The 26,682-nt window shown below is 46.0% G+C and carries 19 protein-coding genes and 1 tRNA gene; 8 read left to right on the top strand and 12 right to left on the bottom strand.

Annotation, left to right across the window (positions count from 1 at the left end):
* The 3 genes from BT112_RS13780 to BT112_RS21660 form a co-directional block, all read left to right on the top strand.
* Positions 1-242, top strand: a 242-nt coding sequence (locus tag BT112_RS13780) for an ATP-binding protein (protein ID WP_175545800.1), incomplete at its 5' end; no start/stop codon positions are given.
* A gap of 240 nt (positions 243-482) precedes the next feature.
* A complete protein-coding gene (locus tag BT112_RS13785) occupies positions 483-767 on the top strand; it encodes a helix-turn-helix domain-containing protein (RefSeq protein ID WP_072317976.1) in 285 nt (94 codons plus the stop codon).
* On the top strand, positions 757-1,065 hold the full coding sequence (locus tag BT112_RS21660) for a hypothetical protein (RefSeq protein WP_072317977.1): 309 nt from the start codon (positions 757-759) through the stop codon (positions 1,063-1,065). Before BT112_RS13785 ends, BT112_RS21660 begins: the two co-directional genes overlap by 11 nt.
* A gap of 53 nt (positions 1,066-1,118) precedes the next feature.
* Here BT112_RS21660 and BT112_RS13795 read toward each other — a convergent pair whose 3' ends face one another.
* From BT112_RS13795 to BT112_RS13850, 12 genes are all read right to left on the bottom strand, one after another.
* Positions 1,119-2,369, bottom strand: coding sequence for a site-specific integrase (locus tag BT112_RS13795; RefSeq protein WP_072317978.1), 1,251 nt, complete (start codon positions 2,367-2,369; stop codon positions 1,119-1,121).
* 253 nt (positions 2,370-2,622) lie between these two features.
* Positions 2,623-2,696 (bottom strand) — tRNA-Asp (locus tag BT112_RS13800).
* Between the two features lie 85 nt (positions 2,697-2,781).
* Complete coding sequence (locus BT112_RS13805; RefSeq protein WP_072317979.1) at positions 2,782-3,711, bottom strand: DUF58 domain-containing protein; 930 nt, start codon at positions 3,709-3,711, stop codon at positions 2,782-2,784.
* 129 nt (positions 3,712-3,840) lie between these two features.
* A complete protein-coding gene (gene trxA / locus BT112_RS13810; protein ID WP_072317980.1) occupies positions 3,841-4,158 on the bottom strand; it encodes a thioredoxin in 318 nt (105 codons plus the stop codon).
* 145 nt (positions 4,159-4,303) lie between these two features.
* On the bottom strand, positions 4,304-5,056 hold the full coding sequence (locus BT112_RS13815) for a glycerophosphodiester phosphodiesterase (RefSeq protein WP_072317981.1): 753 nt from the start codon (positions 5,054-5,056) through the stop codon (positions 4,304-4,306).
* Between the two features lie 90 nt (positions 5,057-5,146).
* Positions 5,147-6,532, bottom strand: a complete 1,386-nt coding sequence (locus tag BT112_RS13820; protein ID WP_072317982.1) for an alpha-amylase family glycosyl hydrolase — start codon at positions 6,530-6,532, stop codon at positions 5,147-5,149.
* Between the two features lie 63 nt (positions 6,533-6,595).
* Entirely contained in the window at positions 6,596-8,431 is a 1,836-nt protein-coding gene (locus BT112_RS13825; RefSeq protein ID WP_072317983.1) for a glycoside hydrolase family 13 protein, read from the bottom strand.
* A gap of 30 nt (positions 8,432-8,461) precedes the next feature.
* Positions 8,462-10,771, bottom strand: a complete 2,310-nt coding sequence (locus BT112_RS13830; protein ID WP_072317984.1) for a glycoside hydrolase family 65 protein — start codon at positions 10,769-10,771, stop codon at positions 8,462-8,464.
* 82 nt (positions 10,772-10,853) lie between these two features.
* A complete protein-coding gene (gene pgmB, locus BT112_RS13835) occupies positions 10,854-11,507 on the bottom strand; it encodes a beta-phosphoglucomutase (protein ID WP_072317985.1) in 654 nt (217 codons plus the stop codon).
* Positions 11,508-11,706: 199 nt separating this feature from the next.
* A complete protein-coding gene (locus tag BT112_RS13840; protein WP_072317986.1) occupies positions 11,707-13,056 on the bottom strand; it encodes an MFS transporter in 1,350 nt (449 codons plus the stop codon).
* Positions 13,057-13,341: 285 nt separating this feature from the next.
* Positions 13,342-14,364 (bottom strand): LacI family DNA-binding transcriptional regulator, encoded by a 1,023-nt coding sequence (locus BT112_RS13845; RefSeq protein ID WP_072317987.1) that lies wholly within the window; start codon positions 14,362-14,364, stop codon positions 13,342-13,344.
* A gap of 211 nt (positions 14,365-14,575) precedes the next feature.
* On the bottom strand, positions 14,576-15,346 hold the full coding sequence (locus BT112_RS13850) for a glycoside hydrolase family 16 protein (protein ID WP_072317988.1): 771 nt from the start codon (positions 15,344-15,346) through the stop codon (positions 14,576-14,578).
* Positions 15,347-15,937: 591 nt separating this feature from the next.
* On the opposite strand from BT112_RS13850, the gene BT112_RS13855 reads away from it, so the two are divergent.
* From BT112_RS13855 to BT112_RS13875, 5 genes are all read left to right on the top strand, one after another.
* Positions 15,938-18,877, top strand: a complete 2,940-nt coding sequence (locus BT112_RS13855; protein WP_072317989.1) for a SusC/RagA family TonB-linked outer membrane protein — start codon at positions 15,938-15,940, stop codon at positions 18,875-18,877.
* A gap of 21 nt (positions 18,878-18,898) precedes the next feature.
* The gene (locus tag BT112_RS13860; RefSeq protein ID WP_072317990.1) at positions 18,899-20,473 is read left to right on the top strand and encodes a RagB/SusD family nutrient uptake outer membrane protein; all 1,575 of its coding nucleotides are present in this window, start codon (positions 18,899-18,901) and stop codon (positions 20,471-20,473) included.
* 87 nt (positions 20,474-20,560) lie between these two features.
* On the top strand, positions 20,561-21,628 hold the full coding sequence (locus BT112_RS13865; RefSeq protein WP_072317991.1) for a SusE domain-containing protein: 1,068 nt from the start codon (positions 20,561-20,563) through the stop codon (positions 21,626-21,628).
* Between the two features lie 102 nt (positions 21,629-21,730).
* Positions 21,731-23,167: an alpha-amylase gene (locus tag BT112_RS13870; protein ID WP_072318091.1), complete on the top strand. Its 1,437-nt coding sequence runs from the start codon at positions 21,731-21,733 to the stop codon at positions 23,165-23,167.
* 421 nt (positions 23,168-23,588) lie between these two features.
* On the top strand, positions 23,589-26,672 hold the full coding sequence (locus tag BT112_RS13875; protein WP_072317992.1) for a SusC/RagA family TonB-linked outer membrane protein: 3,084 nt from the start codon (positions 23,589-23,591) through the stop codon (positions 26,670-26,672).
* The last annotated feature ends 10 nt before the right edge of the window (positions 26,673-26,682 follow it).

Raw genomic sequence — 26,682 nt, forward strand, 5'->3', positions numbered from 1 at the left:
TTGACGATTTTGGATTAAAAGGCTTAGATCATATCAATAGGCAAACGTTGATGGAAATTATCGAAGACAGGCACGGAAAACGCTCCACCATTATGGCTTCCCAGCTTCCTATAGAGGCCTGGCATCAAACCATCGGGGAACAGACTATTGCGGACGCTATTTTAGATCGCCTGGTACATACCGCACACCGGATTAATATTAAGGGAGAATCTATGCGGAAAAAACTAAGAAATAAAAGCTAACTTTACACCAAGAATGAATCGATTTTAAACACTTCATTTACACTGCTCACTTTTATCCGTTTTAGGTGGCTCACTTTGTCCGTTCTTTCCACCCAGGCGCTAAATGGCAAACTCTCGAAAAAAACTGGCCTTCAAAAAAGGGCAAGATTACGGAAAGGACTATCCGGGAAAGACCGTATTCGGGTCAAACGAAGATAAAAAGCGTCTCCGCATATCAAATGTATAACTAAGTTCAGAATAATGAAGATAGAAATTATAACGCAAGATGACCTGTTCAAATTGAAGGAGGATATTCTGGCCGAAATCAGGGCATTAAACCATAGCAATTCAACTAATGAACAGGGAAAGGTTTGGTTGAAAAGCGCTGAGGTACGGAGGCTATTGGGGATATCGCCAGGGACACTGCAGAACTTACGGGTGACCGGGACCCTGCCGTACCGGAAAATTGGTGGCACTATATATTACCGCCGAGATGATGTGGATACTATGATGGAGAATGGAAGTAATGACCACAATGGCAAATAAAATCGATTTCGGGAGCAGTGTGTTCAATGAGCTGTTGGAAAGATTGGCAGAAGATGAACGTCTACTGTTAACGCACATGGGACTTGTTGCCGCACTTTTATATTACCATCACAATGATAGAGAGAAAAAAGGCTATTTTCGGGGAAGCCGCAGTAAACTCATGCGGATATCTCGCATCAAATCCATAGCAACATATCATAAATGCCTATCCGATCTGGTTTCCTACGGCTACGTGGAGTACCAACCTTCCTGGCATCCTTCCCTTGGAAGCAGGTTTAGGTTGGCACCCTTATCTTAAAAATGGCTTATCTCGCGTGTTGAGATACTGAAGATTACAATAAACCAGCATGGTCAGGATCGGTCCGACAAGGCGGAGTGCCCGCTGGATAGTTTTTTTTCCAATTGAAGCATATCGTCTTTCACCCTGGTATCTAGCAACTTGGCATAATGCTGGGTGGTTTTCAATTTGGTATGTCCCATCATCCTTGCCACCGTTTCAATCGGCACACGGTTCGCCAGGGTTACTGTCGTAGCAAACGTGTGTCTCGATAAGTGGAAGGTAAGGTTCTTGGAAACACCCGAAAGGTCCGCTATCTCCTTTAAATACTCGTTCATCTTCTGGTTGCTTTTCACAGGCAGCGCAAGGCCACTTTGGACACAGGGCGGATAGTCCTGATAGCGGTTAATAATTCCCAGGGCCTGTGGCAACAGCGGCAGGTTGGAAGCAACGGAAGTTTTCTGCCTGTTGGTAGTGATCCAGGGGCTGCCATCGAATCCGATGACGATATCCGAACGCTTCAGTTTCTTCACGTCTCCATAGGTCAGACCGGTATAACAGCAGAATACAAAAATATCCCGGACATGTCGAAGCCGGGGATTGGAAAGCTCCTTTGATTCGATCTTCCGTAATTCTTCGGCAGAAAGAAAAGACTTCGGAGTCGGCTTTGCTGTTGACTTATAAAAAGCAAACGGATTTTCTGTAATCCATCTATGGGAAAGACAAAAGTTGATAATCTTTCGCAGGTGTTTAATATATTTCTGTGCTGTTATGGGAATGCATCCCTTTTCCGTCTTCAAATAAAATTCATAATTCTCAATAAAGGCAAGGTCAATATCTGCTATTATATAATCCGTTACATCGTAATAATGAGCAAGAAAATTGCGAAGATGATTTAAGGAATATTCAAAATTCTTGTGCGTACCTTTTGAATAATCCTTTCCGATCAATGACTCCACCTTTTTATTATGCGCTTCGAAAACCTCTATAAGCATCTTTTCCCGACTTTTCTTTTCGTCTTCCCGGAGGTACTTTTTCTTCAACGTTTCAATAGAAATAACTGCATCCTCATTAACCAGTTCAAGATATGCTCCATGGACTTTCCGCTCTATGGTGTCTAAGTGTTGGTTAAGCTGGCGGATCATCTCTTTGGTCCCTTTTGCACGGTTGGCATGGGGGTTCCATCGATCCGGTTCACATTTCCTTCCGGTGGAGATTTCACTGCGACGGCCTTCCACAGTTAACCGCATGTAAATCGGTTGCGGGCCACCCGCATAGTTTTTCGGCTTCTTCAGGTAGAAGAGCAAGGAATAATTTGCACTCATGACAATACATCATTTAAGTTAAACAAAGTTAGCCTTGCAGCAAACATGAAACAAGATGTTCACCTGTCAAACATGTTCATTTACAATTATTTAAACCGTTTCTGGTGAGTACTTCCTCAGTGATTAAAAGTACTCACCGAATGACTCACCGGAATTTTGGAAAAAATTGAATATTCTGGAGGAAGATTGAAAATAAAAAAGCCTGCAAACTTATGATTTGCAGGCTTTTAGCGTTTTTTGCTTTCTTAAAAAGCGGTCCGGACGGGACTCGAACCCGCGACCCCATGCGTGACAGGCATGTATTCTAACCAACTGAACTACCGGACCTTTCTGTATTGCGGTTGCAAATATACACCCCTTTTTCAATTCCGCAAATGTTTTCATTAAAAAAACACAAGATATTTTACAGGTCTCAAATAAACTTTTGTCTTTCAACAAGGTAAGTCTGTAAAATTTTTTCGATATTTTTTCCAATATCCGCTTCCACATATTTTATGCGGTATTGCGCGGCTTTTAATTTAATGGTATCGGTGTAATTTTTTAGTGCTTTCCGGTAGTCTTCCTTCATGTTTCGGGCATAAAGATCGATATGCTCACCGGTTTCCACATCCACAAATCGCTTCGGGCTATCGTCAAATTCAAAATCAAGTTCACTGCTTTTGTCCGTCACATGAAAAAGAACGACTTCATGCTTGTTGTATTTCAGATGGCGCAATGCATTAAAAAGTTCTTCGTCATCGGTTTCATCCTGGAACATGTCGGTAAACAGAAAGATCATACTCCTGCGGTGTATTTTCTCCGCAATCTGGTGCAGGTACGTATACGTCCGGGTCTTCCTCTCCTGCTCACGGTGTTCCGCCAGTCTCCCCAGAACATTCAACAACATCTGATAATGCCTGTTACTTCCCTTTTCCGGGGCGTAAAAGTTATAATCATCTGAGTATACACTTAACCCCATCGCATCGCGCTGACGCTTCAGCAAATTCATCAGAGAAGCGGCAGCCAGCACGGAAAATCCGATCTTATTGAGATGATTTACCGAAGGACGCTTTACTTCCGGATAATACATCGAGGAAGAATTGTCAATGATAATATGACAGCGCATATTGGTCTCTTCCTCATAACTTTTGGAATAGAGCTTATCGGTCTTGGCAAACAATTTCCAATCGATATGCCTGGTACTTTCGCCCTGATTATAAATCTTGTGCTCTGCAAATTCCGAGGAGAACCCGTGAAACGGACTTTTATGCATGCCGTTGATAAACCCTTCCACAACCTGGTTGGCCAGTAGCCCGAGATTCTTAAAGAGTTGTACGCTATTTAATTCGCTTTGAATATCCACATTATCCTAAATTAAACCACGGAATATATCCGTGACATTCTGAAAAAATAAGCCTAAGGTCTTATCAAAAATAAAAAAGGTTCAGCCACAGGCCAAACCTTTTTTATAATTCCGGGTATCTATGTGTTTCTACAACAAAGAATCAAGGGCTTCGGTGTATGTACCTTTGGGAGCCACACCTACTTGTCTTCCTACGACTTCACCATTTTGAAAAACCAATACGGTAGGGATATTGCGTACACCGTATTTAGCGGCAAATTCCTGGTTTGCATCAACATCCACTTTTCCTACAACGGCTTTACCTTCATACTCAGCGCTAACTTCTTCGATGATAGGTCCGACCATTCTACAAGGTCCGCACCATGCAGCCCAAAAGTCTACCATTACAGGTTTATCGCTTTTTAAAACTACTTCTTCGAAAGTAGCGTCTGTGATCTCTAATGCCATAATATAAAATTTTAGTTTCCTATCTTATTTACCATGCAAATTTAATCAAATATTCTTCCAAATCTCACGCTTACATATTAGTTTTGACTATGATCGTATTGTCTATAGCAATAATAGAACGCCAAAATACTGTTCATAGTGCAGGCTAATTCACACGGTCGGGATAATCGGTCAGTACTCCATCCACTCCCATTTTATGAAGTTGGTCTGCCGTAGAACGTGTATTTACTGTCCGGCAAAATACCAGAAGCCCAGCTTTGTGTATCCTATCCACATCTTCACGTGTAAGTACGGAATACTCCGCAATAATTGCTGAGGCATCAATGCCCGTCGCCGTCTTCAAAACTTCCGGAAGATCATCTCCTGCTACTACCGCCAACGGGATTTCCGGGTTCTGCATCCGAAAGCCCCCCAGTTCGTGCCGGTCTTCCCCGGATACCAGGAACTCCCCCGGACGCCATCCCTTTTTTTCGATATGATAGTCCAGCACACTATCCAGGGTTTCGGCCACGCCCTCACCCTGCATTTCGATATTAACCCTGCAACGCCGGTCTACGTGCTGCAACACTTCCTGCAAAGTCGGTATCCTGTGATTCCCATCGAGCAAAAGAGACTTCAGATCCAGCAGGTTAAAGGACTGAACCGCACCGTTGCCATTGGTGAGCCTGTCCACCTGAGGATCATGAAAAACAACCAGCTCCCCGCTGCGGATGCGGAATACATCGATCTGGATCATATCCACACCGAGTTCGAGGGCCTTATCTACCGAAGCCAGAGTATTTTCGGTCTCGTACCCCATGGCTCCCCGGTGTCCTATAATCTTCATACGATTACCTGACTGCTCGCATCCGGAACAACAAAACAGCAATCCCAGTAAAAAGAAAAACAATCGTTGCATGTCCCATTTATTTTCAATCCCTTAATATACGTAAAAACCCGCAATTATATAGAAGTTGCGGGTTTACCGGGTACGTTTTAAAAATATCTTCTACTCGGATGTGAGGATCAGGTATTCCCAGGGCTGAAAATCAAATCCGGTTCCGGGGTTTACCGCATGCTCTTCTCCGGTTTCATAGTCTTTAAAAACCCCTTTTGCTTCAACGGTAAACCGGACCGGTTTGTCGGTAAGGTTCGCTATAAACAACAGGGTATCTCCTTCCTTTTCTCTGCAAAACGCCAGCACTTTAGCATCTTCGGAAGTGGCCAGCCTTTGATAGGCAGCAGCATTTTTTCCTCCGTGCAGCGCCTTGTTATTGTTTTTGAGTTTTCCCAGTTTTTCATAGAGTGGGTAAAACTTTCCTTTTTCTTTCCTTATGGTATCCTTTTCGAAAAAGAGAAGTCTTTTATCCATGTCGTATTCCTGTCCGCTATAGATCAAAGGCATACCCGGAATCGCATAGGTCATGGCCGCAAAGGTCTCTGCCGCACCTCCCATTCTTTCAAAAACAGTCCCGTTCCATGAATTTTCATCGTGGTTGGATGTGAAGTTCATAAATATATCATCGGACTCCAGCAAGGTATTGTTCTTAGCCATATAATCATCCCAGGCTTTCACATCTTTCTTTCCTTGTGCGATTTCATTCATAATGTGGTGGCCTTCCCAGGCATATTGCATGTCAAAAGCATTTTCCAGAAGTTCAGGCTGTTCGGCTTCCGCCAGCATAAAGACGGGTTTAATTTCTCTCAGGGCAGCCGCAGCATCTTCCCAGAAATCTACGGGTACCTGGTGGGCTACATCGCAGCGATATCCGTCAACGCCTTCTTCTTCTATCCAATAACGCATATCCCTTATCATTTCCTGCCGCATCTCCTGATTGTCGTAATTGAGATCTGCCACATCGGTCCAGTCCCAGGACTCCCCTGTTTCCGGGTTCAGAGGGTCTATGATAGTACCATCCTTATCCTGCGTGTAATATTCGGGGTGCTCCTTTATCCAGATATGATCCCACCCGGTATGGTTCGCTACCCAGTCCAGTATAACATACATATCGTTGTCGTGAGCCGTTTTTACGAGGTGACGAAAATCTTCCATAGAACCGAATTCGGGATTGACCTTAGTATAATCGGTAATCGCATAATAGCTCCCCAGGGAACCTTTGCTTTTGGTCGAGGAAATAGGATACACGGGCATTAACCAGATAATCTTCACTCCCAGCTCTTTGAGTTTGGGAATGTCACGGGCAAAGGCATTAAAACTCCCCTCTTCGGAATACTGCCGGATATTGGCCTCATAGATAACGGCCGTCTCCAGCACATCATCCGAAACCGGCACCGGTTTGCTTTGTTCTTCTTGTTGCTTTTCCTTTTTCCCCGGCTGCTCCTTACAGGCCAGCAGGCTACAAAAGGCCATCACGGTTATCACTAATTTATTCATGTTTATTTTTTTTATTACTATACATTTTTTATACGATATAACATCCCAGATTCCGCAAATACACTATTTCAGTTCGAGAATCATCACGGTCTTGGAAGCTATCGAAATCTCCCCGAGAGACATTTCCTTCCCGGTGATAATATCTGTTCCTTTTTCAAAGCCGTTAAGGCTTTCCCGGAAACGTCCGGTCTCCACTGTCCGGTTCTCCGTACTGTTATTGATCACAACCATAACCGCATTCGTATCGTTATACCTGAAATAGACATATACATTGTCTTGCGGGAGATAGTGCTTCGTTTTCCCCGAATGTATAACCGGTGTTTGTCTTCTCCATTGGAACAGCTTTGAGGTATAAGCGAAAAACTCATTTTGCCTTTTGGTTCGTCCGGAGGCGGTAAACGCATTTTGTTTGTCATCCGGCCATCCTCCCGGGAAATCCTGTCGTATGGCTCCATCGCCCTCATCTTTGTTCCCGCCCATACCTATTTCACTCCCGTAATACAATTGTGGAATACCCCGTACCGTAGCCAGAATAGCCATGGCCATTTTGTATTTCGCAGGGTCTCCGCCGTACATGTGATTGAAACGCTGAGTATCGTGATTTTCCGCAAAGACCAACAGGTTATTGATATCGGGATACAGAAAATCATTGACAAAATTCCCGTACACTTTTACGATCCCTTTATCCCAGGAAGCTTCATCTTCGTGAAATACGGTACTCAAAGCATCGTGTAGCGTAAAGTCCATCACTGCAGGCAGGTGAGAATTAAAATCCTGTATGGCACCTATCCTGCTGTCTTTCTGCCAATACGCAATCTGGGCCTGGTCGTGCAGCCAGACCTCTCCGACAACATTGAAATACGGATATTCGTCTGTAATGGCTTTGGTCCATGCCGCTATACTTTCTTTATCATTATAGGAATAGGTATCGACCCGGAAACCATCCAGTCCTGCATATTCTATCCACCATATAGCATTCTGTATGAGGTAATTCAGCACCAGCGGATTACTTTGGTTAAGATCGGGCATGGTCGAAGTAAACCAACCATCGACGCAATATTTCCTGTCGATATCCGAAGCATTGGGATCGTACTGTGTTTCCATACGGTAATTGGAGTTGGCATATCCAGGAAACTGATGTATCCAGTCATAAGAAGGCAGGTCCCTGATCATCCAGTGTTCTGCCCCCCAGTGATTGGTGACATAGTCCATAACAAGTTTCATATCCTTCTTATGCAATTCGTCGGCCAGGCGTTTGTAATCTTCATTGGTCCCATAACGCGGATCTATACGGTACACATCGCTCTGCGCATAGGTATGATAAGAATATTCCGGATCGTTATCCTCAAGTAAAGGCGTGCTCCACAGCGTTGTAGCCCCCAGCTCCTGAATATAATCGAGATGATCTATGATACCCTGTATATCACCGCCATGACGGCCTCCCTGCTTCGTACGGTCTGCCTGTTCGGCCGTTTCGGGGCTCGAATCGTTATCAGGGTTGCCGTTGGCAAACCGGTCGGGCATAATGAGATACATCACATCCGAACTATCGAACCCCTTACGCAGGGCCGATCCTTCATTACGCTTCCGGAATTCGTAGGTATAACGGGACACCTCCCGCTTCCCCTTCTTCAGCCGGAGGACATAGGTCCCTTCGGCCACATCTGTTGTGCTGATGGTCATGAACAGGTAATTGGCGTTTTCCGTTTTCCGTATATTCGAAATGGTTATCCCATCCATTTCCGGAGTGTAGCGGGCAATGTCCTTTCCGTAAAGCATGAGTTGCAGTGACTCGCTTTTCATTTCGCTCCACCAGAACGGGGGTTCTACCCTTTCTATATGCTGCGCTCCAAGATGTATGGCATTGCAACAAAAGAGTATAAGAAATATTTGCTTCATCTATTCTGTTTTAAGATATTCTACATATTGTTACACGGTTACCGGGGTACCGGGATGTACTTCGGTTTTCCTTCCGTTGATCACGACAGGCACCGGGGTATTCCCGTCCAGCTCAAACTCGGTTCCGGAAGCTTTGACATGAATGCTCAAAAGCTGTCCGCGGAAATTAATTTTAAAGGAATAAGCCTTCCACTGTTCCGGTATTTTCGGGCTGAAATGCAATACATCCTCCCGGACACGCATTCCCCCGAACCCTTCTACGATACTCATCCAGGTTCCGGCCATCGATGTGATATGACATCCTTCCTTCACTTCCCTGTTGTAATCATCCAGATCCAGACGGGAAGTTCTCAGGTAAAAGGCATACGCCTGCTCCATCCTGTCGAGACGGGCTGCCTGTATAGAATGCACACAGGGGGAGAGTGAAGATTCGTGAACGGTAAAGGGCTCATAAAAATCAAAATGCTTTTCCAGTTCCTCCCCGGTAAAGTGGTCTTCGAAAAAATAAAATCCCTGTAACACATCGGCCTGCTTGATATATGGGGAACGTAAAATCCGGTCCCAGGACCATTTCTGGTTGAGCGGTCGTTGTGCAGGATCGAGATCAGAAACCCTGATCAATTCCTTATCCAGAAAACCATCCTGCTGCAGATATACCCCATGCGTCTCCGAGTACGGAAAATACATGGCCTCCCCAACCGCTTTCCATTGTGCTGCTTCTGTGTGTTCTATTCCGGTTTTGGCCGCAATACGGGAAAAATCGGAAACGTAATGTTTTTTGACCTCTTCCACCTGCTCCGCTGCGTATTCCAGGCACCATTTGGCCACATAATTGGTATACCAGTTGTTATTGACGTTATTTTCATACTCGTTCGGACCGGTAACTCCCAGGATCACATATTTATTTTTCGCGGTAGAAAATGTAGCCCGCTGGGCCCAGAAGCGGGCAATACCGATAAGTACTTCCAGACCTTTCTCCGGAATATAGCTGTAATCGCCCGTGTAGCGGTGATAGTTGTATATGGCATAGGCAATAGCCCCGTTACGGTGAATCTCTTCAAAGGTAATCTCCCACTCGTTATGACATTCTTCCCCGTTCATCGTTACCATGGGATAAAGCGCAGCCCCATGGCTAAAACCGAGTTTTTCCGCATTTTCTATCGCCTTATCAAGCTGGTTATACCTATAAGACAACAGGTTACGTGCCACCTCCTGGTTTTTGGTAACCATGTAGAAAGGCAGGCAATAAGCTTCGGTATCCCAATATGTACTTCCTCCGTATTTTTCCCCGGTAAATCCTTTAGGCCCGATGTTGAGGCGGGCGTCTTTACCCAGGTAGGTCTGGTTGAGCTGAAAGATATTGAAACGGATCCCCTGCTGGGCTTTGATATCCCCTTCGATAGTAATATCTGCCATGTCCCATATCTCCGCCCATGATTTTTTCTGTATTTCCAGAAGCCGATCATATCCCTCCTCCACTGCTTTACCGATCACCTCCTGTGCAGCGTGAACCAGCTTATCCTGCGGATGGTTCATAGATGCGGTGTACCCTCCGAATTTCTGCAACCCTGCTTTTTCCCCTTTCGCGACCGAAATTTCATAGGACAGACTGATCCGGTCATCCCCGGCCTTTTCAGATACGGGTACGGAAGCTATCTCTTCTCCATTCCGGAAGAGCGTATTGTGCATATAGGTCGCTACATGAAAATGCGTTTTGAAGGTACGGGACACAACAAAAGCTTCCTTTTCCGAGTGCCGGGTTTCGAGTGGTTCCCAGAACTTCTCGTCCCAGTTGGTATCTTCATTGGTAATCCCGGCATCGACATAGGGGGTAAAGCTGATCTTCGCATCGCGATTAAGCGGTGTTACCTCGTACATGATCACCCCGAGCTCATCGTATTCCAGTGAGAGAAAACGCCGGACATCCACCCGGATTTCCGTACCGTTTTGTAAAACAGCTTCGAAAGTGCGGTGATACCAGCCTTCCTTCATATTCAGTTCTCTCCTGAAATTGCGGATGGCACTGCACTTGTTCAGGTCCAGCTTCTCGCCATTGATCCCGACATCAACACCTATCCAGTTGGGGGCATTCAACACTTTGGCAAAATACTCCGGATAACCGTTTTTCCACCAGCCTACCCGCGTTTTATCCGGATAATACACCCCGGCGATATAACTCCCTTGGAATGTCGGACCCGAATAGGTTTCTTCAAAATTGGCCCGTTGCCCCATGGCGCCATTTCCTATGCTGAATAAGCTTTCGGACGATTTTACCCGTTCCTTGTCGAATCCTTCTTCTACGATGGACCATGCTTCGGGAATAATATAATCTTGGTTCATTTTCCTGCTTCTTAAATTGGTTTGTATTTTTCCGGGAAATCTCAGTCAGATCTCCCGTATCATCAGTTTTCTATTTGTGGTTTTAGTGCTTTACGGATAGTGATAAAAGTGTTTCCGGGGCTACAGCCGCAAAACCGGGAAACACATGATCGGCATCTTTGAGGGTTTCGGCTTCCCCGATACCTACACTTACCATACCGGCGCTATTTGCCGCCTCAATGCCGGCTACGGAATCTTCAAAAACCGTACAGTCTCCTTGTGGCACACCGATCTGAGCCGCTGCCAGAACAAAAACTTCCGGGTCGGGTTTGGCGGCAGACACGTCATTCCCATCCACAACCGCATCAAAAAGCGGCATTATACCGGTCTTCTCCAGGATCAGCCTCGCATTTTTACTGGCAGATCCCAGGGCTATCTTTCCTCCGTTTTCACGCAAAAAATGTAATGCAGGCAATACCCCGGGCAAAACTTCTTCCGTGCCCATGCGGGAAACATAGCCGAGATATTCTTCATTTTTCTGTGTCATCCACTGCTGTTTTTGCTCATCTGTAGCCGTGATATCTCCAAGTTCCAGAATAATATCGAGCGAACGGGCCCTGCTCACCCCTTTTAACCGTTCGTTGTCCTCTATGGTAAAACCGACCCCGATCTGTGTTGCAAGTTTTTTCCAGGCCAGAAAATGATATTTTGCAGTATCGACGATGACGCCGTCCAGGTCGAAAATAAATCCTTTCATCTGTTCGTTTTTATGTAGTGTTCAATAGTCAGATCGAATACACGAACCATGCGGTTCTATGTCATTTCCGAAAACGGTTATGGATTTCGATGCTGTGTTTTTATTGTGTTTTTTAATCTTGTAATGAAGTTGATATACGTTCCGGACATGAGAACATAACCCTGTCTCTGAGTTTATCCCGATGATTTTTCCTGTCTCGCTATGGGCTTGTCTGTTGTCCGGTTTCATCCACATCCTGCACCCCGAAAACCAGGACAGCAGCAATGAGAAAAGAAACTCCGCTGACCACAATGGCATATATGGCATTACCTCCATAGAGATATTTCACCATAGGACCGCCAATAAGGGCATTGATAATCTGTGGGATCACGATAAAGAAGTTGAATATCCCCATATATACTCCCATTTTTCGCGCAGGTATGGAACCTGCGAGAATAGCATAGGGCATGGCCAGGATGCTGGCCCAGGCAATGCCTATTGCACACATAGCGGGTATAAGCCAGTATTTGTCTGGTACAAAATAAACAGAGATCAACCCCAGTCCACCGGTAATAAGTGCTATGACATGGGTAGTTTTTCTCCCGACCTTTTTGGCTATAACGGGCAGAAAAAAAGCAAAAACCGCAGAAACGGCATTGTAAACTCCGAACAGTACCCCAACCCAGTCGCCGGCATCCTGATACAACCGGCTCGTGGAGTCCTCCAGTGGCAGACCATAGATATGATGCGCAATGGCGGGAGTAGAAAACACCCACATCCCAAACAATCCGAACCAGGAAAAGAATTGTACCCAACTCAATTGTATCATGGTCTTTGGCATTTTTGCAAAATCAGAAAATATGGTCAGCAAACCTGCCTTTTCTTCCGGCTCTTCAGGGACATCGGGTTCCATCAGGGCAAGTTCTTCCGGAGTGTATTCTTTGGTTGTCACTACCGTGACAATAATGCTCACCAGGAGTATGGAAGCTCCGATGACAAAAGACACCAGGAGATTCAACGGTACTTTCCCCAGAACAGCTTCATTGGACAGTCCCATCCAGTTGGCCAGTACATAAGGAAGCCACGACCCTACTACAGCTCCTATACCGATGAGTACGGTCTGAATACTAAACCCAAGCGTCCGCTGGTCCGAAGGTAGATTATCCGCTACCAGGGCACGGAAAGGTTCCATAGCCACATTAAAGGAAGCATCCATGATCATCAGCAACCCGGCTCCGACCCATAATGCCGGCAGAAAAGCTACGAAAATATCTGCTCTGGGCATGAGTATCAGCCCTATAGAAGCCAGGATCGCTCCCGTGAGAAAGAAAGGCCGCCTGCGCCCGAGACGTGTCCAGGTCCTGTCGCTGTAATGCCCTATAACAGGCTGCACCACAAGACCGGTCAGCGGTGCTACTAACCAAAACCAGGACAACTCATGGATATCTGCCCCGAAGATTTGTAAAATTCTGCTGGCGTTTGCATTCTGGAGAGCAAAACCCATTTGTATTCCCAGAAAACCGAAACTCATGTTCCAGATCTCCAGAAAACTCAGTTTACGCTTTTTCATTATCGTAATTTTCGTTTATACACTACGATAAGCGTTATCACTTATCAAGACTTTTAATCGGGTGAGAAGTAAAACTATAAGTCCTGACGGGTGTAAATATAAAATATTTTTTTGTGGTAAGTTTCTAATTCACAAGTTTTTTTGCACTACAACGTTGTAGTAAACCTACGTGTAACAAGGCGACCGGACAACTTCGGAAATACATTGTAGTTTTATTAAACTCTCCCGGTTCTTCCTGTTTTCGGGGTTCCGGTCATGCCGCTTGCCCTTGTTACGAAGGCTGATTTATTTTTTTGTACTTTCCCGCTCTTTTATGGAAGTCGGTATCACATGGGTACGGCTTGCTTCATCGTCCATATCATCGTTTTCCAAACGCTGAATAAGCATTTTTGCAGCCATTTCTCCCATCTCCAGCCCGTGCTGATCTACCGTAGTGAGGGTAGGAAAGGCAAATTGAGATAATATGCCATCTGTAAAGCCTACAAAAGCGATATCTTCCGGAATCTTATATCCTCTTCGCTGTGCTTCTTTCATTGCCGTCACGGCAAACAATTCGTTAACAGCAAAAACGGCATCGAATTTTTCCGAGTCAAAGAGTTCTGCGATCTGCCGCTCACAATTATCGATATCTTCAATTTTAACGATAAGCGATTCGCTCACCGCTTTGCCGGACTGTTTCAGGGCCCGGATATATCCTTCCGTACGCAATTTTCCGACACTCACATAATCTACGGTAGTTAGTAATGCGATGTTGTGACAGCCGGTTTCAAGCAAAAAATTCACTGCTTTTTCAGCGCCTTCGATATCATTGATGATCACCTTATCCCCCGGGACCTCCTCCGAGACGCGATCGAACATCACCAACGGCATTCCCTGGTCTATGGCTTCCAGAAGATGATGAAAATCTTTTTTCGACTGCGTTTCTTTGGAAAGCGACAATATAAAACCGTCAATACTCCCGTTAGCCAGTGTCTCCATATTGATCACCTCCTTGTCAAAAGATTCATCGGAAAGACAGACAATAACATTATATCCCGCTTTGTTAGCCTCTCTTTCGACACCACTGATCACCGTGGTAAAGAAATGATGCACGATCTCCGGAATAATGACCCCTATATTCTTGGTTTTCCTGTTCTTAAGACTAATGGCTATGTTATTAGGCTTGTAATTCAGAAGTTTGGCAAAGGCCTGAACCTTTTGTCTGGTATCCAGGCTTATCTCCTTACTGTCGCGAAGTGCTTTGGACACCGTAGAAACGGACACATCCAGTTCCCTGGCAATTTGTTTTATGGTAACTTTCTTTTTCATCTGTCTGCAATTTATACCTGAAAAATACCAGGCATACAGGATCGGGGATATCTACGATATAAAAGAAAAGTCTCAAAAAAACACAGCTTTCGTAGCTTCCCCAAAAAAACCTTGTTTACAAAGATACCGCTTCTTTTACAAATCGTATCCCTTTATAAATTAACGTTACCAAAAGCCGCAGAACCGCAGTACAGGCAAAAACAAACCGGGATCAGGGCCGGAATTCGAAAGATTTTATGACCAGCTCTACTTCTGCTGTGTCCGAGGGCGCGAGAGCATCGAACAACCACAGGTTCATATGCACGGGCATGGCCACCTGCGGAACATCAAATCCTGACGGGGTCTGCCATTGAAAAAAAGCATTCCGGGAGGCTTCCGTATGCCCGTGAAAGCCACTGAAAGCTACGTATTGATTGCTCCTCGTAAAACGATACGTCGTGTAAGAACCGTTCAGGGAAAGTTCGTTCGTATACGATACTCTCGACTGTCCGCTGGGATATTCCGGATACACGGTGTAGTTAAAATTATGCCATTGATCGTTTCCCCAACGGGCAAATTCGATATCGACCTCATCGTAACCGTCATACTGCCAGTCCCGGTAGTCGAAAAGACCGAAAACAATATTCTTGTCGAGCTGGTCCACACGCCCCTCTACCTGCCATACATAGGTTCCGTAACCAAAACTGCTTACCGAACTCACCTCGGCACAGGTCCAGCGTCCATCCGTTCCGCGACGGATCTTTAAATGCAGTTTTCCCTCTTCATCTACCCATACATTATCACTGTCCCAATAATTGTTCATCGGTCCTGTAGGTTGCTCCGCGTGTTTTACATTCCAGTAATATCCGCTGAATTGTATCGTATTCTGAACTGCCATATATAATTCTTCCGAAGATAAAGCATCCGGTTCATCCGAAACATCCTGTTTATTACAGGATAAAAAGAGAAGCCAGAAGAAACTTAATAGTACTGTTTTTTTCATGATGAGCAGGTTATTAGGTTATGATTTAGAAAGGGCTTAAGGATGATCAATAACGTTTTTACTTGATAAATTATGCATAAAATTCATGCTTTTCTCTGATCGGTTTTTATTTTTTTTGGGATCATTTTACAAACAAACCAACCGCTTTTAAGCAGCCGCAAAATACTCTTCTATAGCTTCCGACGCATTAAAGAATAAATTTTCGTTAAAAATACGTAAAAACTTACACGAAATACTGTTTTAGTCTTTGAAAACTTATTTTTCCCTTTTGAAAAGCGGATGAAAAATACAAGGAAAAGCTCTAATCATATTAACATTATATTAATCTCTCCTCCACAAGAGACTTAAAAATTGTTACATCATCAATTTTAACATGTAAAAACTGATGATCATACCAAAAAAGAGAAAAGTTGTCCACACGAAAACGTTGTAATAGATCTTCGTCAGTTTGCTTAACCTAAAATTTACATAGCTTTAGCTCCGAGAAGTAAAATTATAAGCCTGATTTTTAATTAAATCAACAAAAAACCGACACGAAAAATACATAAAACCAATATTCGTGTTCGCTTTAAAATCAAATCTATCTACAGCATGAAAACATTTTATATTTCCATCCTGCTGTTGTTTTTGCTTGGGCTTCCCCTGGGGGCGTATGCACAAACAACAGTTCACGGTACGGTGACCGACCATTCGGGTCCTTTGCCGGGGGTCAACGTGGTTATTAAGGGTACCACCACGGGAACCACAACAGACTTCGACGGTAATTACAGCATCGAAGCCGCTTCCGGTGATATACTTGTCTTTTCTTATATCGGTTACCGTACTTCGGAGAAAACGGTTTCGGGTAATACTCTGGATATCATCCTGGAAGAGGACACGCAACAACTCGACGAGGTGGTACTGATAGGGTACGGACAGGTAAAGAAAAAGGACGCTACCGGATCGGTAACTACGGTAAAGAGCGATGACTTCAATAACGGTATGGTGGTTTCACCCGATCAGCTTATCGCCGGAAAGACCGCAGGGGTACAGATCACTTCCAGCGGTGGAGAACCCGGAGCAGGGGCCAATATACGGATCCGTGGAGGAGCTTCGTTGAATGCGAGTAACGATCCTCTTATCGTTATCGATGGTGTTCCGGTAGACAAGGAAGGGATCGCAGGAGTGAGCAACCCGCTGAATATCGTAAACCCCAATGACATTGAAAGTTTCACAGTGCTCAAGGATGCTTCGGCAGCTGCCATTTACGGCTCTCGGGCCTCCAACGGGGTAATTATCATTACCACCAAAAAGGGAAGTAGCGGTGAAGTACAGTTCAATTATAACGCCAAGACATCGGTGAGTACGGTAACCCGTACAGTCGACGCGTTCTCGGCAGATTCCTTCCGCAATCTCGTACAAAACTACGGCTCTGATGCACAGCAAGCCTTACTGGGAAATTACCATACCAACTGGCAGGACATCATCTTCAGAGATGCCATAAGTTTCGACCAGAATTTCAGTGCCAAGGGGCAACTCTTCGGCAACACCCCTTTCCGGGCCTCCGTAGGATATACGGAACAGGACGGGATCTTAAAAACATCTTCCCTGGAACGCTGGACCGGATCTTTCGGTATCACTCCCAGGTTTTTCGACAATCACCTGAAAGTTGACATCAATGTAAAGGGGATTCTGAGCAACAGTCGTTTTGGGGATACCGGGGCCATAGGCAGTGCCATACTGATGAACCCGACCAACCCGGTTTACGACAGCAGTTTACCTTTTGGCGGATATTATGAAGATTTTACCAACGGCAATGTAGAGACCCTCGCCCCCCGCAATCCGCTGGGACTTCTGAAACAACGAAATAATACAGGAGATGTAAAACGAAGTGTCGGAAACATCGAGCTGGATTATAAACTTCACTTCCTGCCCGAACTTCGTGCCCATGCCAATTTCGGTTATGACATTTCTACCGGAGAGCGCAACGACCGGGTATCGGAAGAAGCTGCAGGATATTACCGCAACGGCACCGGGTACGGACATCTCGAAACCGAATCACAAAATAAGCGGAACCTGTTGATGGATCTGTATCTCAACTACTCGAAATCCTATGAAAACAGTTTTATCACCAATCTGGATGTTACTGCAGGTCATTCGTATCAGTCCTTTACGAATAGCGGTTTTAAGAACAATTATGATTACATCAACGACCAGGTTATCGTAACCCGGTACTACAACCCTGTGGTTATTGCCTCCTTCTTCGGAAGGGCCAATGTTTCCATCAAGGATAAATACCTCCTTACTGCAACGCTCAGAAGAGATGGTTCTTCCAGGTTTGATCCGGACGTACGATGGGGTAATTTTCCCTCCGCAGCATTTGCCTGGAATATGTACAACGAGCCGTGGCTCGAAAATTCAGCTACGCTGAGTAACCTGAAGCTTCGTATGGGCTGGGGTATTACCGGGCAGCAGGACCTTCCCGGGCGGTATTTTCCTTACCTGTCCGTTTATCTTGCGGGTACACCCCAGGTACAATATCCTTTCGGGGATAACTATTACACTACATACCGGCCTAACCCATACAGCAACAGCCTGACCTGGGAAGAGACCACGACCTACAATGCCGGGCTGGACTATGGGTTCTTTGACAACCGTATTACCGGTGCGGTCGATATCTATTACAGAAAGACCAAAGACCTGCTCAGTGAAGTATCCACACCTGCAGGAAGCAATCTTTCCAATGTCTTTGTGGACAATGTAGGAACCATGGAGAATAAAGGACTCGAATTCGAGATCAACGCTACGGCCATCGAAACCGATACATTCAGCTGGAATCTCGGAGCCAACTTCACCTGGAACCGCTCCGAAGTCACCGGACTGAATGCCGACACCGATTTTATCTCTGTACAAGACCGCAATATTACCGGGGGAACCGGACTTTTCAACCAGGTACATGCCGTAGGAGAAACTCCGTACAGCTTTTATGTATACGAACAGGTATATGATGCCGACGGAAAACCCGTAGAAAATGTCTTCGTAGACCGTAACGGTGACGGTGTCGTTGATGATAACGACCGCTATATCCACAAATCGGCACTACCGGATGTGTATTATGGCTTTACTTCCCAGTTCCGGTATAAAAAATGGGATCTCAACATGGTTTTCCGTGGACAGGCCGGCAATTATGTATACAACAATATCGACTCCAATGTAGGAATACGAAACGGTGTATTTACCAGTTCTACGTTCCTGACCAATATCGTGGAAAACTATAACGAGACCGGGTTTGTACAAGCTACGGACCAGGTAAGACTTTCGGATTATTACATTCAGAATGCGTCGTTCCTGCGGCTGGACAACATTACCCTGGGCTATAATGCAGGCCGGTTTTTGGGGAACAGTTTCTCTGCCAGGATATACGGCTCCGTACAGAACGTATTTACCGTAACCGGATATGACGGGCTGGACCCGGAAGTACAAAACGGGAACGATTATAATATCTATCCCCGTCCGAGAACATTCCTCCTGGGACTCAGTGTGGATTTTTAAACAAACATCAAGACATTCGACATGAAAAAGATAATGTTCAACTACATATATACAGGGATAGCAGGACTAATGGTAGTCTTCGCCACCTCCTGTACAGGTGATCTCGATACCGATCCGAGGGTCGAGCAGACCATAGACAATATTCTGGACGAAGATCCGGATGCCTATAAAGGGATGTTGGCCAAAATATACAGTGCCTTCATCCTTACCGGGCAGGAAACTTCCGGACAAACGGATGTTGTTGCTCCCGATGCCGGGGCTTCCTCCTACATCCGGAACTACTGGAATTTTCAGGAACTCACTACCGATGAAGCCCTGAACCGATGGGGAGACGGCGGACTCGATGCCCTGAACCGGCTCAACTGGACAGCGGGAAACAACTTTGTACGTATCCTCTACGACCGCATTTATCTGGAGGTTGCTATGGCCAACAATTTCCTGAGAGAAACCCAGGGTATCGAAGACGAGGAAATACAGGATTTCAGAAATGAAGCGCGGTTTCTTCGTGCCCTGGCCTACTGGCATGCCATAGACATGTTCGGGAATGTACCGTTTGTCACCGAAAATGATCCTGTGGGCAACTTCGAACCCCCGCGATATACCCGTGAAGCGCTTTTCAATTATGTAGAAAACGAACTCCTGGAAATCATCCCGCTGATGAAAGATCCCGGAACCAACGAATATGCCAGGGCCGACAGGGTCGCAGCATGGATGCTAATTTCCAAATTATACCTGAATGCCGAGGTGTACATCGGGGAGCCGAGATACAGTGAAGCACTCACCTATCTGGACAACATCGTAAGGGAGAGCGGATACAGTCTGGAACCGGATTACCAGAACCTCTTTCTGGCCGATAATGACAATTCCCGGGAAATTATCCTGCCTCTGGCCTCCGACGGATTGCGGAGCCAGTCTTACGGAGGAACCACGTATATCATTCACGCCGGGATCAGTAATTCTACGATGAATCCATCCGACTTCGGTGTTAACGGAGGCTGGGAAGGCAACCGTACCACTTCGGCTTTCGTGGACCTCTTCGGTAACCTTGAGACCAACGGAGACCGGCGTGCCCTGTTCCATACCGAAGGACATATTAAGGAAAATACAGATTACACGGCTTTCAATAACGGTTATGCCATCGCCAAATTTAAGAACATCACCGCTTCGGGCGACATGGGATCCGATACCAGCGGAGAATTCGTAGACACGGACTTTCCCCTGTTCCGCCTTGCCGATGCCTACCTTATGTATGCCGAAGCCGTAGTAAGAGGAGGAACCGGAGGAGACCTGTCTACAGCCCTGGATCTCGTCAATCAGCTCAGGGAGCGGGCCTATGGGGACACCTCCGGAAATATCGGTTCGGCAGCACTTACCCTCGATTTTATTCTGGATGAGAGAGGAAGGGAACTGTACTGGGAAGGTCACCGAAGAACCGATCTCATCCGCTTCGGGAAATTTACGGGTAACACCTATCTATGGCCCTGGAAAGGAGCTACCCTCGGAGGATCTGCCGTAGAATCGTTCCGTACCCTACTGCCTATTCCGCTGACCGACCTCGGCGTTAATTCAAACCTGGTTCAAAACCCCGGATATTAACGGCAGGCTTAAACCAAAAGAGATACGCCATATTTGGCTATCCCTTACATACATAACAACATATGCTAACCTTACAAGAATAAAACAATGAAAACACCGAATATTCTGGCTACGCTGATCCTGTCAGCAGGGCTTTTCTGGGCGTGTTCCGATGACGATCACCCCACATTGATTGCTGCCGATGAACCTGCTATAACCGCACCGGCCTCCGGGAGCAGTTATATCCTATCGGAAGATAATGCTACCGAACAAGCCGATCGCTTTGTCTGGAACAGGGCAAACTTCAGTATTCAGACGCAGATCAATTACAATCTACAGGCCGATATCCCAGGTAACGACTTCCAGAATGCGGCGACACTCGGAAGCACGACGGCCACGCAAATCAATGTCAGCGTAGAGCACCTTAACAATACTGCTATCGCATTAGGACTGCCATCCGGAGAAGCCTCGGAAATGGAAGTCCGGGTTGTTGCTTCGGTCAGCGATGAAGTAGAAGCCCTGGTTTCCGAAAGTATACTTATAAGTGTTACCCCCTATGGCTCCGGAAACACCGGTACTTCGTACCTCTGGGTTCCGGGCGGTTTCCAGGCTGCCGGAAATTACGGCCAGGACTGGACCCCTTCCGAAGCTCCTCAATTGCGATCACTATCTTCCGACCCCGAAGTGTTTGAAGGATATATCTATTTTGCCGCAGAGGCAGAGTTTAAGTTCACCGCAGCTCCAGAATGGGGTAATGGCGAATACGGTGACGGTGGTTCCGGTACGCTGTTACGCGATGAAGGCCCTAATCTCAAAACTCCCGCCGGGTATTACCGTATGCAGGTGAATACAGAAAAACTCACCTACACCCTTCTCGACACCGACTGGGGGATTATCGGAGATGCCATTCCCGGCACCGGGTGGGACAGCGATGTGGATTTGACCTATGATCCTGCTGAAAAAACCTGGAAAACCACTCTTGAACTACAGGCAGGCGAACTCAAATTCCGTGCTAATGACGCCTGGGATCTGAACTACGGAGATGATGACACCGACGGGACCCTCGAAGAAGGAGGCAGCAATATCAACGTCGAAGCCGGTGGTACGTACACCGTGGCGCTTGACCTGAGTCAACCCGGAGTATATTCCTATACCCTAACGGCCGTAACAGAGTAAACGATATCAAAAATAGTTGCAGGAAACGGAATGCATGATAGCCCCTATGCATTTCGTCCCCTGTACTTTACTCCGGTCAGAAACACCACTAAAACCAAAACCATGAAAACATCACAGCAAATCTCTACAAACCGTATCGTTTATGCTCTTGCATGGGTACTCCTGTTATGGGCGTGCAACAGTGATGAGCAGCACTATACCACAGATGCTCCCGAACCACTTCCGGTAAAATCCGATCTCAGTCGTTTCGACAACGGCGAACGGGTAATGATGCAGGCCTTTTACTGGGATGTCGAACCCCGGTTCGAATGGTGGACCACACTCACCGGAAAAATAGAAGACTGGGCAGCTTCGGGAATCGATCGTATCTGGCTTCCGGTGGCTACCAAGGGCCAGTCGGGTGAATATTCTATGGGATATGACCCTTCGGATTATTTCGATTTCGGGGAATTCGATCAGCACGGAACTGTCCCCACCCGATTCGGCACCAGGGCCCAACTGGAAACGCTGATCCGCGAAGCCCATCAGAACGGTCTGGAAGTCATTGCAGACATCGTACTCAATCACAATTCGGGAGGCGGGGAAGAATTCAATCCGTATCGCAATAAAAACACCTATACGCATTTTGATACCACACACGGTAATGCCTCCGGGAAATTCGACCGCTCCTATAAAGACTTCCACCCTAACAGCTTGCACGATCATGATGAAGAAGCACTTTTCTTCGAAGAACAGGATCTCTGCCATCATCAACCCAGGGTACAGGAATGGCTGTGGAAAGGCGAAAATTCCATTGCTCATTATTACAAAGACCATATGAAATTTGACGGTTGGCGTTTTGATTATGTAAAAGGGTTCGGCCCTTGGGTAGTAAAGGCATGGAATGATGAAGTCGGAGGTTTTTCCGTAGGCGAGTATTGGGACGGCAATGCGCCTGACCTTGCCCAATGGGTAGAAGATTCCGGCTCCCGGGCATTCGACTTTGCCTGTTTTTACAAACTGGACGAAGCCCTGGATCGCCAAAAAGACCTGAGGGTGCTCTCCGGAGACATGCTCCGGAAAATATATCCGGACAAGGCGGTAACTTTCGTGTCTAACCACGATACCGAAAAAGATGAAAACCCGGAAAACAATATCAGTGTAACCAATAAAATGCTGGCTTATGCGTATATACTGACCCATGACGGTTACCCTACCATTTTTTACAGCGACTTCGAAAATACAAATTACAGAACAGGGCTCAGGGCCCTTATCCGTATTCACAACAGTATCGCTTCCGGCGATATTGAAATTCTGTATCAAGGCGAAAAAGAATACATTATGAAACGCCACGGTTCGGAAGACAACCCCGGACTTATCCTCTACATGAATATCGGAACTTCCAACCGGCAACACACCGTATCCTCCAACTGGAAAAATACAAAGCTTGTCGATTATGCCGGGCGCACCAATGCCTGGCTAATTACAGATGACCAGGGACAGGTAACTATAGAAGCTCCCGCACATAACTTTGCCGTGTGGTCCGTATCGGAAGAATAATTTTACGGTAAAAACAACGTCCATTCGGAAAGACCAGGTTATTTATCCCGGGCTTATCTGTTTATCTCCCGGGATAATACTCCTGTTCTGCAATACACACACCAACATCGCGGAACAAACTGGGGGATAAAGTCCTCATTGTAATCCTTTTCAGGTTAAAAAGTACTGTTGCCGACTCCTGATATACAGTGCTGTAATTTTCGTGAAAAATGAATAAATTTTACCATTTTTTTGTTTTACCTCTTATTCTTCACTAATAAATCAAAATAAAAAATCAATTATTGGCAATATGTTAAAATAATCAAAGTTATCAACACTACAACGTTTTCGTATCAGCAAGACATGGCTGCATTAAAAAATTCACATAAATTTAACTCTACATTGATTTTTACATGGCAAAAACACATCAAAACTACTATTTATGAAAATTAACTTTATTAAAAATCTTGCCTTGATTTTTACCATATTCATATATGGCAGTATTCAGGCACAAAGTACGGTATCCGGTACGGTTTCGGACGCCATGGGTCCCCTACCCGGCGCCAATATTCTGGTAAAAGGCACAACCAATGGAACACAGACCGATTTCGATGGTAACTACTCGATAGATAACGTAGGCGAAGATGCTGTTCTCGTTATCAGTTACGTTGGGTATAAGAGCCAGGAACTCACTGTCAACGGCAGATCTACTATCAATGTTACACTTGCAGAAGATGCCCAGGCCCTGGATGAGGTTGTGATCATCGGTTATGGCGAAACCACCAGGAGAGATGCCACGGGATCTGTGGTTTCGGTTAAGGCAGAGGACTTTAACAAGGGAGTTATCGCCGCTCCGGAAGAGCTGATACAGGGAAAAAGCGCAGGGGTACAGATCACATCGTCAAGTGGTGAGCCCGGAGCCGGGATCAACATACGAATACGGGGGACATCTTCCGTACGGAGTAATAACAACCCGTTGTTTGTTGTGGATGGAATTCCGCTTTCCGGGGATAACACTGCATCAGGAGGAGCAGATATAGGACGCGGTTCTTCGGCATCCAAGAACCCGCTGAATTTTATCAACCCCAACGACATTGCCAGTATTGACGTCCTCAAGGATGCTTCCGCCACGGCAATATACGGTTCCCGGGGTGCTAACGGGGTTGTCATCATAACCACCAAAAGCGGAAAAGGGAAACAGGGAAGCCTGGAGTACTCCACAACGGCCAGTGTATCCAAAGCAGCCAACACTTACGACCTCTTAAACCGGGATCAGTTTCTTCAGGGCATCGAAAAATACGGAGGAAATGTAAGCGAACAGGATGAAGGGTCCGATACGGACTGGCAGGATCAGATATTACGTACTTCTTTTTCACAAACCCATAACCTGTCCTATTCCAATGGTTATGAAACGGGAGACTACAGGCTGTCCCTGAGTTATTCCGACCAGGAGGGGATCGTTAAAAACTCATCGATGGAACGACTGAACGGCCGATTAAACTTAAATCAGCGCCTGTTCAACGACAAGCTCAAACTCGGGGCACAGATCACTTTTTCCCGGGTCAATGACGAAGCGCCTTTAATTACCGACAATGCCGGGCACGAAGGCGATTTGCTGGGCGCTACATATGCAGCAAACCCTACCTGGCCTGCCGACCCCCAGTTTCAGTTCTCCACTTCCAATCTCAACCCACTCTCCATGCTGGAGTACTACCGGGACAACACGCATACCAACAGGAGCCTTATCAACCTGTCGGCATCTTATGACTTTACCGATGAGTTTAATATCAAGGTAAATACAGGTTTTGACAACTCCTCTTCCAACAGGGAAGGTGCACTTTCACCTTTACTTTTTATGGGAGGGGTTTTTGAAAACGGAAGGGCTTTTATTGCCGAACAGGACAACAGCAGTCAGCTTCTCGAAGTATTATTTAACTACCGCAAAGAATTTGAAAACTCCAAGCTTTCCGCCATGCTCGGATATTCATACCAGCAGTTCAAGAACGAAGGGCGTAACTATCAGGGGTGGGGATTTCCGGATAATGACATGGGTGGTATGATCCATGATCTCAAAACCACAGACCGAAGTATCCGGAATTCCATCACAGGTTCCTATCAGCAATACGGGTATGGAACAACCGAGGCTTTTGTCAACCGCTTATTTCCGGAAGATATTACCGAAGAAATTTCGGTTTCCGATGTTCCCATCAGGGCTGCTATTTCCGACTGGTTTAAATATACAGACGAATTACAATCGTTCTTCGGAAGACTTAACTACACCTTAAAAGATCGTTACCTCTTTACCGCGACGCTCCGGGCTGACGGTTCTTCACGTTTCGGAGGAAACAACAAATACGGCTATTTTCCTTCCGGAGCTTTTGCATGGATACTTTCCGATGAAGAATTCATTCCTGATGTTTTTTACAACCTGAAACTACGACTTGGATACGGTGTTACCGGTAATCAGGAAATCCCGCACAACCGCTATCAGACCAGGCAACGGTATGCAGGTCTCGGCATTAATGCCAACAGCGGGGAAGTACAACGGGTAGGACTGGACAACGTCGCATTTGCCAACCCCGATCTCAAATGGGAACAGACCCAGCAGTTTAACGTTGGGCTCGATTTTGGTTTCCTCGACAATCGCTTGAGCGGATCTGTGGACCTCTATCGCAAAAACACCACCGATCTCCTCATGCAGATCATGTCTGCACAGCCGGCTCCTCAGGAATTTGTGTACCGGAACCTCGATGCTGATGTCATTAATCAGGGCTTTGAGATCACACTGAACTACGGAGTTATCGAAACCGAGGACTTTACCTGGGATCTCGGCACCAATTTGTCATACAATGATAATGAGGTCAAAAATTTTGACGGTACTGTGGATACCGGAGGGATCAACGGACAGGGACTCACCGGGGCATTTGCGCAGCGCATCCAGGACGGGCAACCGCTGTTCTCTTACTTCCTCAGGGAATTTGCCGGTTACGACGAAAACGGGCTAACCGTTTATAACGGAGGAGACCGGCAGCAGTTTGTAGGTAAGAGTGCCCTACCCAAATACAATCTGGGAATATCGACCAGTTTCACCTATAAAAACTGGGACCTCTCCGCTTTCCTTGCCGGACAGTTCGGACATTACATTTATAACAATACGCGTAATGCATTCTTCACCGCCGGCGCTATCGGCAACGGAAGAAATGTTACCCGTGACATATTGAGCCGCCAGGAATCTAACCTTAATGCTGCCGATGTATCGACCAGGTTCCTGGAAAAAGGAGATTTTCTACGGCTTCAGAACATTACATTAGGACACAATTTTAAATTTGCGGACAATTCCAAGGTGTTCAAGTCATTCCGCTTATACCTGAATGCTCAGAACCTGTTTGTCATCACCAATTACTCCGGGCTTGATCCCGAAGTGAATGTCAACAAGGAACTGGATGGTGTTCCCTCTTTGGGAATAGATTACACCTCCTATCCCAGACCGAGAATATTCACTTTAGGATTAAATGCAACTTTTTAAAAAATATGTT

It is taken from the genome of Sinomicrobium oceani (genome assembly GCF_900119185.1).
Taxonomy (GTDB): domain Bacteria; phylum Bacteroidota; class Bacteroidia; order Flavobacteriales; family Flavobacteriaceae; genus Sinomicrobium; species Sinomicrobium oceani.

Bases quoted from the DNA above. Each gene is read 5' to 3' on its own strand.
- BT112_RS13785 (WP_072317976.1), top strand. From the start codon at position 483: ATGAAGATAGAAATTATAACGCAAGATGACCTGTTCAAATTGAAGGAG.
- BT112_RS21660 (WP_072317977.1), top strand. From the start codon at position 757: ATGGCAAATAAAATCGATTTCGGGAGCAGTGTGTTCAATGAGCTGTTG.
- BT112_RS13795 (WP_072317978.1), bottom strand. From the start codon at position 2,369: ATGAGTGCAAATTATTCCTTGCTCTTCTACCTGAAGAAGCCGAAAAAC.
- trxA (WP_072317980.1), bottom strand. From the start codon at position 4,158: ATGGCATTAGAGATCACAGACGCTACTTTCGAAGAAGTAGTTTTAAAA.
- BT112_RS13815 (WP_072317981.1), bottom strand. From the start codon at position 5,056: ATGCAACGATTGTTTTTCTTTTTACTGGGATTGCTGTTTTGTTGTTCC.
- BT112_RS13820 (WP_072317982.1), bottom strand. From the start codon at position 6,532: ATGAATAAATTAGTGATAACCGTGATGGCCTTTTGTAGCCTGCTGGCC.
- BT112_RS13825 (WP_072317983.1), bottom strand. From the start codon at position 8,431: ATGAAGCAAATATTTCTTATACTCTTTTGTTGCAATGCCATACATCTT.
- BT112_RS13830 (WP_072317984.1), bottom strand. From the start codon at position 10,771: ATGAACCAAGATTATATTATTCCCGAAGCATGGTCCATCGTAGAAGAA.
- pgmB (WP_072317985.1), bottom strand. From the start codon at position 11,507: ATGAAAGGATTTATTTTCGACCTGGACGGCGTCATCGTCGATACTGCA.
- BT112_RS13840 (WP_072317986.1), bottom strand. From the start codon at position 13,056: ATGAAAAAGCGTAAACTGAGTTTTCTGGAGATCTGGAACATGAGTTTC.
- BT112_RS13845 (WP_072317987.1), bottom strand. From the start codon at position 14,364: ATGAAAAAGAAAGTTACCATAAAACAAATTGCCAGGGAACTGGATGTG.
- BT112_RS13850 (WP_072317988.1), bottom strand. From the start codon at position 15,346: ATGAAAAAAACAGTACTATTAAGTTTCTTCTGGCTTCTCTTTTTATCC.
- BT112_RS13855 (WP_072317989.1), top strand. From the start codon at position 15,938: ATGAAAACATTTTATATTTCCATCCTGCTGTTGTTTTTGCTTGGGCTT.
- BT112_RS13860 (WP_072317990.1), top strand. From the start codon at position 18,899: ATGAAAAAGATAATGTTCAACTACATATATACAGGGATAGCAGGACTA.
- BT112_RS13865 (WP_072317991.1), top strand. From the start codon at position 20,561: ATGAAAACACCGAATATTCTGGCTACGCTGATCCTGTCAGCAGGGCTT.
- BT112_RS13870 (WP_072318091.1), top strand. From the start codon at position 21,731: ATGAAAACATCACAGCAAATCTCTACAAACCGTATCGTTTATGCTCTT.
- BT112_RS13875 (WP_072317992.1), top strand. From the start codon at position 23,589: ATGAAAATTAACTTTATTAAAAATCTTGCCTTGATTTTTACCATATTC.